At 76.7% G+C, this 12231-nt stretch carries 11 protein-coding genes and 1 pseudogene; 7 read left to right on the top strand and 5 right to left on the bottom strand.

What is annotated here, in order from left to right:
- The first annotated feature begins 58 nt into the window (after positions 1-58).
- The 4 genes from ABZW30_RS37915 (at position 59) to ABZW30_RS37900 (ending at position 2241) form a co-directional block, all read left to right on the top strand.
- Positions 59-274, top strand: coding sequence for an MbtH family protein (locus ABZW30_RS37915; RefSeq protein ID WP_355675835.1), 216 nt, complete (start codon positions 59-61; stop codon positions 272-274).
- Between the two features lie 90 nt (positions 275-364).
- The gene (locus tag ABZW30_RS37910) at positions 365-1126 is read left to right on the top strand and encodes an alpha/beta fold hydrolase (protein ID WP_355675834.1); all 762 of its coding nucleotides are present in this window, start codon (positions 365-367) and stop codon (positions 1124-1126) included.
- A gap of 30 nt (positions 1127-1156) precedes the next feature.
- Entirely contained in the window at positions 1157-1681 is a 525-nt protein-coding gene (locus ABZW30_RS37905; RefSeq protein ID WP_355675833.1) for a thiamine pyrophosphate-binding protein, read from the top strand.
- Positions 1678-2241 carry a thiamine pyrophosphate-dependent enzyme gene (locus tag ABZW30_RS37900; protein ID WP_355675832.1) on the top strand — a complete coding sequence of 188 codons (564 nt, stop codon included), beginning with the start codon at positions 1678-1680 and terminating at the stop codon, positions 2239-2241. Before ABZW30_RS37905 ends, ABZW30_RS37900 begins: the two co-directional genes overlap by 4 nt.
- 27 nt (positions 2242-2268) lie before the next feature.
- On the opposite strand, the pseudogene ABZW30_RS37895 reads toward ABZW30_RS37900, so the two are convergent.
- Positions 2269-2373: pseudogene (locus tag ABZW30_RS37895) on the bottom strand (TetR/AcrR family transcriptional regulator); the annotation flags it as partial.
- 142 nt (positions 2374-2515) lie between these two features.
- On the opposite strand from ABZW30_RS37895, the gene ABZW30_RS37890 reads away from it, so the two are divergent.
- A complete protein-coding gene (locus ABZW30_RS37890) occupies positions 2516-5209 on the top strand; it encodes a BTAD domain-containing putative transcriptional regulator (RefSeq protein WP_355675831.1) in 2694 nt (897 codons plus the stop codon).
- 67 nt (positions 5210-5276) lie between these two features.
- On the opposite strand, the gene ABZW30_RS37885 is transcribed toward ABZW30_RS37890, so the two are convergent.
- Positions 5277-5849, bottom strand: a complete 573-nt coding sequence (locus ABZW30_RS37885) for a hypothetical protein (RefSeq protein WP_355675830.1) — start codon at positions 5847-5849, stop codon at positions 5277-5279.
- Between the two features lie 154 nt (positions 5850-6003).
- Here ABZW30_RS37885 and ABZW30_RS37880 point away from each other — a divergent pair, with 154 nt between their 5' ends.
- Positions 6004-6273: a hypothetical protein gene (locus ABZW30_RS37880; RefSeq protein WP_355675829.1), complete on the top strand. Its 270-nt coding sequence runs from the start codon at positions 6004-6006 to the stop codon at positions 6271-6273.
- Entirely contained in the window at positions 6270-7349 is a 1080-nt protein-coding gene (locus ABZW30_RS37875; protein ID WP_355675828.1) for a hypothetical protein, read from the top strand. Before ABZW30_RS37880 ends, ABZW30_RS37875 begins: the two co-directional genes overlap by 4 nt.
- A 27-nt stretch (positions 7350-7376) precedes the next feature.
- On the opposite strand, the gene ABZW30_RS37870 is transcribed toward ABZW30_RS37875, so the two are convergent.
- From ABZW30_RS37870 to ABZW30_RS37860, 3 genes are all read right to left on the bottom strand, one after another.
- Positions 7377-7640, bottom strand: coding sequence for a pyridoxamine 5'-phosphate oxidase family protein (locus ABZW30_RS37870; RefSeq protein ID WP_355675827.1), 264 nt, complete (start codon positions 7638-7640; stop codon positions 7377-7379).
- A gap of 116 nt (positions 7641-7756) precedes the next feature.
- Entirely contained in the window at positions 7757-9691 is a 1935-nt protein-coding gene (locus tag ABZW30_RS37865; protein WP_355675826.1) for a glycosyl hydrolase family 18 protein, read from the bottom strand.
- A gap of 159 nt (positions 9692-9850) precedes the next feature.
- On the bottom strand, positions 9851-12115 hold the full coding sequence (locus tag ABZW30_RS37860) for a BTAD domain-containing putative transcriptional regulator (protein WP_355675825.1): 2265 nt from the start codon (positions 12113-12115) through the stop codon (positions 9851-9853).
- Between the last annotated feature and the right edge of the window lie 116 nt (positions 12116-12231).

Below are 12231 nucleotides of genomic sequence, written 5' to 3'. Positions count from 1 at the left end.
CCACCACCCGACGTACCGAAGTACCGAAACACCGCAGTCCGGAGAGGAAACACACCCCATGGCGAACCCGTTCGAGGACACGGACGGCACCTACCTGGTGCTGGTCAACGACGAGAACCAGCACTCCCTGTGGCCCGCCTTCGCCGAGGTCCCGGCCGGCTGGACCACCGTCCACGGCCCCGACACCCGGCAGGCCTGCCTCGACCACGTCGAGGCCAACTGGACCGACATGCGGCCCGCGAGCCTGGTCCGGGCGATGGCCGAGGCCGGCTGACCGCCCTCCACCGCGGGGCCCGGACCACCGCATCCGGGCCCCGCGCCCTGCCCCCGACCAATCAACCGACCGACCGAATGGCCCTGCCGCATGCCGCACCACCCCGCCCCCGCCGTGACGGCGGGCGCCTGGGCCCGCACCCCGCTGCCGCGCCCGAGGGCCCGGCTCCGGCTGCTCTGCCTGCACCCCGCCGGCGCCGGTCCCACGCTGTACCGCTCCTGGCCCGCCGCCCTGCCCGCGGACGTCGAGCTGGTGGCCGTCCAACTCCCGGGCCGGGAAAGCCGCCTGGCCGAAGCGCCGCTGACGGACTACCGCGAGGCCGTGACCGCGCTGCACACCGCACTGCGGCCCTACCTGGACGAGCCGTACGCGCTGTTCGGCCACAGCATGGGCGCCCTGCTCGCCTACGGCCTCGCCCGCGCCGCCGTCCGTCCCCCGCTCCGGCTGTTCGTCAGCGGCGCGGCCGGACCGGGCTCCGAACAGGAGAAGCCCGGCCGGGCGAACTGGTCGGAGGCCGAACTCGTCGCCGAGCTGCGGGAGAACGGCGGCACCCCGGAGGCCGTGCTCGCCGAACCCGAGCTGCTCGACCTGATCCTGCCGACGCTGCGGGCCGACTACGCGATCTGCGACTCCTTCGACTCCCACGCGGGGCCCGCGGGCCCGCTGCTCGACTGCCCGGTCACCGTCCTCGGCGGCCTCGCCGACACCGTCTCGGCAGCGGACCTGCGCCGCTGGGCCGCCACCACCACCGGGCCGACGACCTGCCACACCTACGCCGGCGGGCACTTCTTCCTCACCGGGGACTCGGCACCGGCCGTCCTCGCCACCCTCGCGGCCGCACTCGTCGGCTGAACCCCGCCACCCACCCTCCAAGGAGCCCGCTTGTCCGCCTCCGCCCCCGCCGCCCCAGGCGTCGACCTCGCCACCGAGCTGGCCCGACTGCTCACGGCCGAAGGGTTCGGCCCCTTCTTCGGCACCCCCTGCGGCATCCTCGAACCGTTCTACGCCGCCCTGGAGCGCGACTGCGGGCTGCTCACCGTGCCGCGCGAGGACGCCGCCGTGGGCGTCGCCGCCGGAGCCGCCGCGGCCGGCCGGCTCCCGGCCGTGCTGATGCAGAACTCCGGCCTCGGGCAGTCGGTCAACGCGCTCGCCTCGCTGACCGTCCCCTACCGCGTCCCGATGCTGCTGATCGTCAGCCTGCGCGGGGTGGACCCGGACCCGACCCCGGAGAACCTCGTCATGGGCCGCCTCACCGAGCCGCTGCTCGACGACCTCGGCGTCCCCGCCGTCCGGATCGACGCCGACCACCCGGCCGACCAGGTCCGGTGGGCCCACCGGCTGGTCGCCGGGGAGGGACGCCCGGCGGCCCTCCTCGTCACCCCCTCGCTCTTCGGATGGCGGGCATGAACAAGACCACCGCGATCGGCACCGTCCTCGCCGCGACCACCGACCAGCCGGTCGTCTTCACCACCGGCTACGCCTGCCGGATCGCCAAGCACCTCGCCGACCGGCCCGGCCACTTCTACATGACCGGCTCGATGGGCCTCGCCGCCTCCATCGCCACCGGCATCGCCCTCGCCACCGGCCGCACCGCCGTGGCCGTGGACGGCGACGGCAGCCTGCTGATGAACCCGACCACGCTGGTCACCGCGGGCGCGCTGCACGAGCTCCCGCTCGTCCACCTCGTGCTCGACGACGCCTCCTACGCCTCCACCGGCGGGCAGCGGACCCCCGCCGCCGCCACCGACTTCACCGCCTGGGCCCGCGCCTGCGGCTACCCGTCGGTCGCCCGCACCGACCGACCGGACGAGCTGGCCGCCCTGCTGCGGGAGGCGCTGGAGCGGCCGGCCCAGACCCTGATCCAGTGCGTCCTCACCGACCCGGACGACGGGGTGCCGCCGCGCATCGACCTCGACCTCGCCGAGCACCACCGGGCCTTCACCCGGCACGTCAGCGCCCTCACCTGACGGTCAGCGCCGCGGCGTGCGCTGCGCGCTCGGCGGGGCGCCCGGATCGGGAACGCCCCGCCGAGCGCGCAGCGCGTCCACCGCCTCGCGGACGACGTCGGCGCAGGCGTCCGCCGCCGGCGCCTCCCGATCCGTACCCTCCCCGGCCCCGGTCGTCCGGCCGGCAGCCGGCCCGGCTAGGGTGCAGGCCAGGGGGCCGAGGACGGACTGAGAACACGGGTGCGGCGTGCGGATACTCCTGTTGGGACCGTTGGAACTGCGGACCGACCAAGGCGTGCCCGTCCACGTCGGGGGCTCCCGGCGCCGCGCCGTCCTGGCCGCGCTCGCGCTGGAGGCCAACCGGGTCGTCCCGGTCGAGCGGCTGCTCGACCTCGCCTGGGACCACGCCCCGCCGTCCACCGCCCGGGCCGCGCTCCAGGGCCACATCGCCCGGCTGCGCACCCTCCTGGACGGCGGGCTGCGACTCGACACCCGCGCCCCCGGCTACGTCCTGCACGCCGACCCCGAACTGATCGACGCCCACCGGCTGGACCTCCTGCTCGGCCGCGCCCGCGCGGCGGCCGGGGACGAGACGGCCGTACCACTGCTGCGCGAGGCGCTCGCGCTCTGGCGCGGGCCCGCCCTGGACGACTGCGGCTCGGCCGCGCTGCGCGGGGCCGCCGCCGGACGCCTGGAAACCCTGCGGATCGAGGCGTTGGAACAGCTCGCCGAGCGCACGCTGCGCACCGGCCGGGGCCGCTCCGTGACCGCCGAACTCACCGCGGCACTCGCCGACCACCCGCTGCGCGAGTCCCTCATCCGCGTCACCCTGCTCTGCCTCCAGCAGGAGGGCCGGCCCGCCGAGGCCGTCGCCGTGTACGAGGAGGCCCGCCGCCGGCTGGCCGAGGAGGCCGGGATCGACCCGGGACCGGCACTCCGCGAGGCCCTGGCGCAGCTCCGGTCCCCCGCCGACGAGGCACCCGCCCCGGCCCCCGCCCGACTGCCGCGCGCGCCCGGCCGGTTCATCGGCCGCGAGAGCGAACTGGCCTGGCTGAGCGACCGGTGCGGCACCGACCGCGCCACCGGCCGGCTCCTGCTGGTCACCGGCCCCGCCGGGGTCGGCAAGACGGCCCTGGTCCTGCGCTGGTCCCACCGGCTCGGCCCGGCCTTCCCGGACGGGCGGATCGCCGTCAACCTGCGGGGCTTCGACGAGACCGAACCGCTGCGCCCCGAGGAGGCACTCGCGGAGCTGCTGCGGGCGCTCGGCGCCGACGAAGGCTCGATCCCGGCCACCCGGGAGGAGGCCGCAGCCGCCTGCCGTCGGCTCCTGACGGGCCGCAAGGTCCTGATCGTGCTGGAGAACGCCCGCGACGCCGCGCAGGTGCGCCCGCTGCTCCGGGCCGAACCCGGCTGCGTGGTCGTGGTGACCAGCCGCAACCGGCTCACCGAACTGGTCGCCGAGGAGGGCGCCCGCGCGCTGCCGCTCGCCTCGCTGCGGGCCGACGACGCCTTCGGCGTGCTCGCCGGGGTCGCGGGCCTGCCCAGGCTGCAGGCGGAACCGGAGGCCGCGCAGCGGGTGGTCGAGCTGTGCGAGGGGCTCCCGCTGGCCCTGCGGATCGCCGGCTCACGGCTGGCGACCCGGCCGCACTGGCGGGTCGCGACCCTGGCCGACGAACTGTCGGACGAGCGTTCCCGGCTGACCGCGCTGGCCACCCAGGGCGCGCTGAGCGTCGCGGCGGCGCTGGAGCTGACGGTCCGCAGCCTGCCCGGGCCGGCCGCCGAACTGTTCCGGCTGCTCGGCATCCACCCGGGCCAGCAGGTCGACACCCGGGCCGCGGCCGCGCTGGCGGGCACCGACCTGCGGGCGGCGGCCGGGGTGCTGGAGCACCTGCACCTGGCCCACCTGGTCGCGGAGACCGCCCCCGACCGGTTCGAGCGCCACGACCTGGTCCGGCTGTACGCACGGCAGGCGGCCGAGGAACTGCCGGCCGGGACCCGGGACGCCGCCCTGGCCCGGCTGTTCGACCACTACCTCGCCGCGACCGCCGCCGGCCTCGTACTGGCCCGGCCGGACGCCCGCCATCACCGCCCGACCGGCCGGCTCCACGGCGGCGCACCGGAGTTCGGGACCTCGGCGGACGCGCTGGCCTGGTTCCGGGCCGAGGAACCCGCCGTCCGCGGCCTGATCACGCTGGCCTGCCAGTGGGGCCGGTACCGACACGCCTGCCGGATGGTCGAGAACGCCGGCTACCTGTACCTGGACACCGGCCTGTTCCGCGCCTGGGAGGAGGCGGCGCGGACGGCGCTCTGCGCCGCGGAGGCCGCCGGGGCCGACCGCGACTGGCCGCACCTGTACTCCAACCACAGCCTGTCCCTCGGCTGGCTGGGCCGGCGGTCGGAGGCACTGGAGCAGTCCGCCCGGGCCGTCGCCGTCGCCGACCCCGAGAGCCGTCCGGTGCTCAGACACCGCTACCTGAGCATGCGGAACAGCTTCATGGACGACCACGGCGACCCCGGGACCGCCCTCCCCGGCATCGCGGAGACGGTCGCCGAGGCCCGGGCCGTCGGCGACGACCGGATGCTCTCCCAGGCGCTCAACAACCTCGCCGACGCCCTGCTGCGCGCCGGACGGGCGGCGAACGGCCTCGCACCGATCGAGGAGTCGCTGACCCTGCTGGCGGGCCGGGAGGCCGACCCGTACCTGGTGATCTCGACCAAGACCCACGCCCAGGTCCTCAGCGCACTGGGCCGGTCCGACGAGGCGGTGGAGCAGATCCACCGCGCCCTGGAACTCGGTCGGGCGCAGGGCAACCACGCCCACGCCGAGTTCGACTTCGCCGACGTCATGGGGCAGGTGCTGTACGACCGGGGGCGCAAGGCCGAGGCACGTGTGCACTGGGAGCGGGCCCTCGAACTCGCCGCCGAGCAGGGGCGGGTGACCCGGCAGGTGGAACGGGTGAAGGCGCGGCTGGCGCAGTGCGGGCAGTAGGGCCTGTCTCTTGGGTTCTGTCGGATCGGGCAAGGACCCACGAGACAGGCCCTGGACGGGCGCGCGGTCAGGCGCCCAGGGGCCGGTACGGCGAGGCCGGCAGGCCGGCCGCGGCGGCGGAGGTGGCGGACGTGGCCTCGCGGGCCGGGGCAGCGGGGCGCAGGAAGTCCGGTTCGGCCGCGGAGGTGGTCGTCCGCAGGCCTGAGGTCGCCGTGCCGGCCGCCGTCCCGGTCGCTGTTCCGGCCGTCCTTCCGGCCGTCGCGGTGCGGCGCGCGACCGGGAGTCCTGGCACGATCGCGGGCGCGCCGCCGTCCGGCTCGACCCGCTCGATCCGCAGCACCAGGTTGCGGTCCCGGCGGTCGCCCGCCCGGTCACGGTTGCGACTGTGCACCGACTGCGTCAGCACACCCTGGAGATCCTGCCAACGCCCCTGCACCGCACGAATGTTGGGGCACCACTCACCCCCGTACCGGTGCTCCAGCTCCAGCTGCCAGCTCTCCGCCTCCACCAGGTGGACCGCGCCCACCGTCGCCGGGATCTCCACCGGCGCGGCGCCCCGGACGGTCACCACCGCCCGCTGCGACCACTCCCCCTCCACCGCCGTCACCGTGATCCGGCTCGGCCCCTGGTACCAGGCCATCGCTGCTGTCCTCCCGCATCCGTCCTCGCCGGCGGTCGACCGGCCTCGGCCGGTAACACGGACGCCGACCCCGGTGGGGTTCGAGCCGACCTGAACCGGGCGGCGGGCGCTGGCCGTGCAACAGGGCGGACACCGTCACCCGGGGAGAGAGCACGTGACCAGTACGGATTCACCGAGGCGAGTCGACCTGGTCTGCTGCGCGGCGGCCCTCGGCCTCGCCGCGGCGGGGCTCCTCGCCGTACACGTCCCGCCGCCCACGCCCGCCCGCCCGCGGCCGCACCCGGCCGGTGCCGCGGGGCCCGCCGTGGCCGGCGCCCCGGCCCGGCTGCCCTCCGGCCCGACCCGCACCGGGGTACGGGCGCTCCTGCCGGGCCCGGTGACCACCGGTTTCGCCGTTGCGGCCCTTGCCGGAGGCCTCCGTTGAGCGGACCGGACGAGACGCCCCAGGGCCCCGGACTGCAACTGCCCTGGATCGCCGAGGAACCCACCCCGTCGAAGCCCACCGCCGCCGAACGCCTGCGGGCGGCCGTCGACGTCGTCGCCGCACGACTGACGACCGGCCTCGGCCGACTGGGTGACCGGTCCCGCTGGGACGCCCGCCGGGTGGCGATGACCGCGTCGATGGCCACCGGCGCGGTCCTCCTGCTCATCGCCCCGTTGCTCAGGCCGGAGGCCACCACCGGGGACCCGGCCGCCGCGGCCGCGCCCACCGGCCGCTCGCCCCTCGGCACCCACGGCCGGGCCCACCCGCCGGCCCCCTCCCCCACCGACCAGCCCACCTCGGCGACCCCCACCCCCTCCGAGAGCCCCTCCGCCACACCGACGGAGAGCCCCTCGGCCACCGCGTCACCCACCGACACCCACACGCCGTCGCCCACACCCACACCCACCCGCTCCAGCGCCCCGGCCCCCCAGTCCGCCGTCCCGGCCCCGCCCGCTCCCGCCGCCCCCGCCACGGCAGCCCCACCGGCCCCGCAGCCCGCCGTCGGCTACCGGGCCGTGGCCGGGCTCGGCTGCACCGGCCCGGGCGCGCACTTCCAGGAGGTCGGCGCGTTCCGCCAGGGCACCGACGGCTGGGTGACCGTCAACAGCGGCGGCTACAGCGGCGATTCGTGCAGCGGCCAGTACGACGCCGTGCCGATGTCCGGCGACCGCGCCAAGGACGACAACAGCACCTACGCGCTCTGGACCTTCGACGTCGGCGCGGGCTCGGCCGGTTGCGCGGTCGCCGTCTACGTACCGGACTCCTCCTCGGGCCAGCAGGTCGGCGGCGCCCCCGCCTACTACACGGTCGCCGGCGCGTCCGGCGCCGACCTCGGCTCCTTCACCGTCGACCAGGTCGGCCGCCGCGGCACCTGGGTGGACGCCGGCACCTTCCGCCCCCAGAGCGGCCCACTGACCGTCCGCCTCCACAACCGCGGCCAGGACTGGACCGGCTCCGGCCAACCCACCCACGCCCACCTCGCAGCGGCCGCGGTCCGGGTGACCTGCCAGGGTTGAACCACCGCCGCCCCGACCGCCCCCGCGTCACTCCACGGCGCGGGCGGTGGTCCCCCGCGCCTCCAGGTTCCAGGTGTTCACCCGCCGGGGGTGAACGCGGATGATGTCGCTGCTGAAGTGGTCGGGCGCCACGGGCGGCACGTCGACGGTCAACACCTCGGCCCAGCCCCTGATCTCGACCCCGCGCCCCCATCCGCCCGCGACCGGGTCGTCAGCCGGAGCCAGGTCGTCCACCAACACGGAGACCTCGGGACGCGCCTGCACGTTGCGGTACTTCCGACTGCGAGCCATGGCGGGCCCGCCGATGTCGACGGTGCCGTCGCCATTGAGCCGCGATCCGCGGTGACCGTGACGGTCGGCAGCCCGGGCTCACCGGGCTGCCGACCGCCCACGTTCCTGTGGAGTTGCTACTGGGCCCGCTCGGCCTCGCGGCGGCGGCGGGTGCCGACCATGCCGAAGCCGCCGCCGATCAGCAGCAGGGCTCCCGCGCCCTCCAGGAGGACGCCGGTGGCGTCCCCACCGCCGGTGGACGCCAGCGGCTGGCCGTTGCGGGTGTCCCCGTCTGCGGTGGCGGCCGGCAGCGCGACTGCGGTCGTGGTGGCCGAGCCGGCCGTCGGGCGCGGGGGCGTCGGGGCCGTGCTGGTGGCGTCGGCCGTCGGTGCCGGACCGGTGGGGGGCGCCGTCCGGGTGCGGGTCGGGGTCGGGGTCGGGGTCGGGGTCGGGGTCGGGGTCGGGGTGGGGGTGGGGGTCGGCCGGATGGTGCCGGTGGCGGGGGCCGGGTCGGCCGACGCGGGGGTCGTCGGCTGGGTGTCCGGGGTGGTCGGCGGGGTCACCGGGGTCGACGTCGGGGTGCAGTCGGCAGTGGCGGTGCCCGTCGGCGAGGCGGGCCGCTTCGTGGGGGACGCCGCGGGCGTGGTGGGCTTGGCGGCCCCGTGCCGTGGCCGGTCGGCCGTCGGGCTCCCGGTGGGTGCACCTGACGTGTCGCCGTCCGTCGGCTCGCCGGAGGCACCCGTGGGCTCGGCCGTGGCGGCCCGGCGGGCCGCCTGGCGAGTGCCGGGCTCCGGCGAGCCGACGTCGTCCGCGGGTTCGGCGGAGGCGGTCGTCGCTGCGAGCCGGGCCGCCTTCGGGCTCTCCGACGGGCCGCTGTCCGCACCGCCGTCCGTCGGCTTCGCCGTGGCCGCCCGCCGCACCGCCTGGCGGCTGCCCGGCGTCGGGCCGGCCCCGGGCTCCGGGGTCTCGCCGTCGTCGGCGGGCTTCGCGGTGGCGGTGAGGCCGGTCGAGGGCTTCGGGGCCGGGCAGTGGGTGCTGTCACCGATGGGCCCGGAGGGGGTGGAGTCGATGTGGTAGCCGGCCACGATCTTCGTGAAGGCGTACGGGTCCTGCTGGATCCCGCTGCACGCGGAGGCGGACTCCTCGGTGAACTCCCCGCTGCAGGAGCGGTCCCGGTTGACGGCCCAGTAGGTGAAACGGGCGAGGTGGTGGGCGGCGGCGAAGTCCCGCATGGCGCGGAAGTCCGCGGGGGTCACCACCTCGTCCTTGCTGTCGGAGTGCCCGTTGATGGAGGACAGGCCGGTGTGCCGCCAGGCGGTGTCGGCGTCGTAGCCGTAGGCGCGGACGAGGGTCTGCTGGAGGCCGGTGAGGGCGGAGACGGTGGCGTCGACCATGGTGCCGGGGTGGTTGTCGAAGTCGAACGGCATCACCACCCACCCGTCCACCTGCACACCGGTCTTGGCGGCCCTGGCGATCAGGTCGGCTCCGGCCGCGTCGGGGCCGTTCAGCTCGGCGCTGAGGGTGACGTAGACCCGCAGGCCGGGGTTCTTCGCCTTGACCACCCCGAGTGCCTCGACGACCCGCTGCCGGGCGTCGGCGCTGTTCAGCTCGGTGTCCTCGATGTCGATGTCGATCGCCTTCAGCTGGTAGGCGTCGATCACCTTCTGGTAGGCGGCGGCGAGTCGGGTGGAGTCGGCGCACTTCTCGCCGAGCTTGGCGCCGTCCCAGCCGCCGAAGGAGGCCACCACGTCACCCCCGGCGGCGCGGATCTCCTTGATCTTGGTGTCCTCCTTACTGCCGGTCAGTGGGCGCTTGCCGTCCCACAGTGGTTCGCAGCCGCCGTCGGAGAGCAGGAAGGCCAGGGTGAACTGCCTGAGCCCGGTCGCCTTCATCACCTCGACCGGGTCCTGGGCGTCGCCCCAATCCAGGTATTCGTAGGCGGCGTTGAGGCCGACCGGGTCGATGGCGGCGGCCGGGGCGTCGTTCTGCGCGACGATCAGGACGCCACCGGCGGCGAGCGCGGTGGCGGCGGCGGCGATCCGACGGCGGCGGCTGAGCCGGTGTTTGGGCATGACAGGGGCTCTCCTGAGCTGGGACGGGACCGGGACCGGCTGCTCGGGGTCCGGTTCGAGGTGCCACCGCGGCCGACGGCAGGGGCCCGGCCCGTCCCGGGCCCCTGCCGCCCGCGGGGTTTCCTCGACGGGGGATACGGCGCTGCACCCCCGGCCGGTTCACGGCCCTTGCGGGGGCCCGTCGGGTCGCGGGCCGGGCGCCCGGGCGTCCGCCGCGACGGTCGTCCGCGCGTCATCGCCCGCAGGCTCGGTCCGCGGCACCGCGGGTGCGCTGCGGAGCAGTTCGGCGAGCAGCCGGTCCATCAGGTCGGACTCCCCTCGTTCGGGGAGCGCGGCGTCCGCATCGGCCCCGCCGACCGCCTCGGCGGCCGGTTCGCGGCGGACCTCCGCGAGGGTGCGGCTCAGCCGGTCCACCAGCCGTTCCGGCCCGCCGTCCACCGTCCCGCCCACCGTGCGCCCGGCGGCGGCCCGCTCGGCCTCGGCGCGCTCGGTCACCTGCCGGGCCAGGCCGGTGACCAGTGCCCGGGCCAGCTCCAGGGCCTGCTCGGCGGTTTCGAAGACCCGCGCCGAGACGCACTGCGGCGGGACGGTGCGGGTGAGGCGTTCCAGCGCCGAGCCGGCCGCGTCGACAGCGTGGTCGAGCAGCCGCCGGGTGGCCTCGGCCCGGTCCCGGTCGGGCAGTTCGGCGGCGAGTTCGGCGGCGTAGAGGCCCGCCAGGCGGTCGCCCCGGAAACGCCCGGGCGAGGACTCCTGGACGAGGTGGGCCGCGTCCAGTTCCGCCAGCAGCTCGCGGGCCCGGGCGCGGGGGACGCCCGCGAGGGCGGCCGCGGCCGCGCTGTCGAGCGTCCCGCCGGGGTGGAGCCCGGAGAGGGTGAACAGCCGGCGCGCCTCGGCGGGCAGCGCTCGGACGGTCCGTCCGAGCGCCGCCGCCATGCCGAGGGTGCCGCCGGTGGCCAGCGCGGCCAGTCCGGTGCTCCGGTCGGACATCTCGCGCACGAGGTCGCCCAGGGTCCAGGTCGGCCGGGAGGCCAGCCGGGCGCCGGCGACCCGCAGGGCGAGCGGCAGCCGGTCGCAGAGGGCGGCGAGCCGGCGGGCGGCGCCGGGGTCGGCCGTGATGCGCTCGGGGCCGGCGATCCGGCCGAGGAGTTCGACGGCCTCCTCCTCGGGCAGGCCGGCGACGGGCAACGGGATGGCGGCCTCGCGCACCACGAGGTCGGCCAGCCGCGACCGGCTGGTGACGACGACGACCGGTTCGGGGGTGCCGGGCAGCAGCGGTTCGACCTGTTCGGCGGAGCGCGCGCCGTCGAGGACGAGCAGCAGCCGCCGACCCTCGGTCAGCCGGCGGTACAGGGCCGCCGCGTGGGCGGGGTCCTCGGGCAGCTCGGCGACCGGGACGCCGAGCCGGGCGAGCAGCAGAGCGAGGCCGGCGGCGGGCGTGAGGGGTTCCTCCTCTCCGAAGCCGCGGAGGTCGAGATGGATCCGGCCGTCGGGGAAGCGGTCGGCACGGGCGTGCGCCCAGTGCAGGACGAGGCTGCTCTTGCCGGCCCCGGCGACCCCGGTGACCAGCACCGGGCGCCCCTCGGCGCGGCAGGCGGCTTCGTCCAGGCGCCGTAGTTCGGCGGCGCGTCCGACCAGGCCGGTGCCCGGCCGAGGCAGGGTGTCGCCGGGCCCTGCGGGGCGGTCGGCGGAGCGGTTCGCGGCGCGGGCGGGCGGATCGACGGCCTCGGCGGCCCGGCGCAGCAGGTGGCCGGGCGTCAGGCCGTGGGCGGCCAGCCGGGCCTGGGCCCGTTCCTGGGCCGCCCGGGCGTCGGCGGCCCGGCCGGCCTGGTGGAGGCAGCGGACCAGGAGGGCCGCGGCGGGCTCGCGCAGCGGGTCGGCGGTGACGGCCGCCCGGAGGTCGTCGAGGGCCTCGGTGCCGCGACCGACCGTCAGCAGTCGTTCGGCGAGCCGCTCGACGGCGAGTGCGCGGGTGGTGTCCAGTCGCCGTCCGGTGGTCTCGGTGAGGGTCCGCGAGCCACAGTCGGTCAGGGCCGGCCCGTCCCAGAGGTCGAGGGCCTCGCGCAGCAGTGCGACGGCCCGGCCGGTGTCGGCGGTCTCCTCGGCGGCGGCCGTGAGCCGTTCGAAGTGCTTGGCGTCGACCAGGTCCGGCTCGCCGACCAGGACGTAGCCCTGGGCCCGGGTGAGCAGGGTCAGGCCTTCGCCGAGGCTGCGCCGGACGGCGGAGACGTGCCCTTGGAGGGCGGCGCGCGCGGTGGGCGGCGGCGCGCCCTCCCACACCGTGTCGAGCAGTCGCTCGACCGGGACGTGGCCGTTGAGCTCGCTGGCGAGCAGGGCGAGCACGGCTCTGCGGCGCGCGCCCGCCAGGGCGACGGGACGCCCCTGCCCGCATCGGAGTTCGACTCGGCCCAGCAGCCGGACGCGCACACCCACTCCCTGAGTGCCGAGGACGTGACGGAACGCGCCGAGAATACGAAGCGGGCCGATCTTCGTCCAAGCCCCCGGATCGATTGGTAAGGAAACACAACTACCAAGCCCCGATT

The sequence above is a fragment of the Kitasatospora sp. NPDC004669 genome (assembly GCF_040609455.1).
In the GTDB taxonomy this organism is placed as follows: Bacteria; Actinomycetota; Actinomycetes; order Streptomycetales; family Streptomycetaceae; genus Kitasatospora.
Note: the sequence above shows the minus strand (reverse complement) of the source record. Positions and strands in the feature narration are given on the sequence as shown.

What these genes read in the sequence shown, in the direction of transcription:
- ABZW30_RS37910 (WP_355675834.1), top strand. Translation starts at nt 365, where the DNA reads ATGCCGCACCACCCCGCCCCCGCCGTGACGGCGGGCGCCTGGGCCCGC.
- ABZW30_RS37885 (WP_355675830.1), bottom strand. Translation starts at nt 5,849, where the DNA reads ATGGCCTGGTACCAGGGGCCGAGCCGGATCACGGTGACGGCGGTGGAG.
- ABZW30_RS37865 (WP_355675826.1), bottom strand. Translation starts at nt 9,691, where the DNA reads ATGCCCAAACACCGGCTCAGCCGCCGCCGTCGGATCGCCGCCGCCGCC.
- ABZW30_RS37915 (WP_355675835.1), top strand. Translation starts at nt 59, where the DNA reads ATGGCGAACCCGTTCGAGGACACGGACGGCACCTACCTGGTGCTGGTC.
- ABZW30_RS37870 (WP_355675827.1), bottom strand. Translation starts at nt 7,640, where the DNA reads ATGGCTCGCAGTCGGAAGTACCGCAACGTGCAGGCGCGTCCCGAGGTC.
- ABZW30_RS37900 (WP_355675832.1), top strand. Translation starts at nt 1,678, where the DNA reads ATGAACAAGACCACCGCGATCGGCACCGTCCTCGCCGCGACCACCGAC.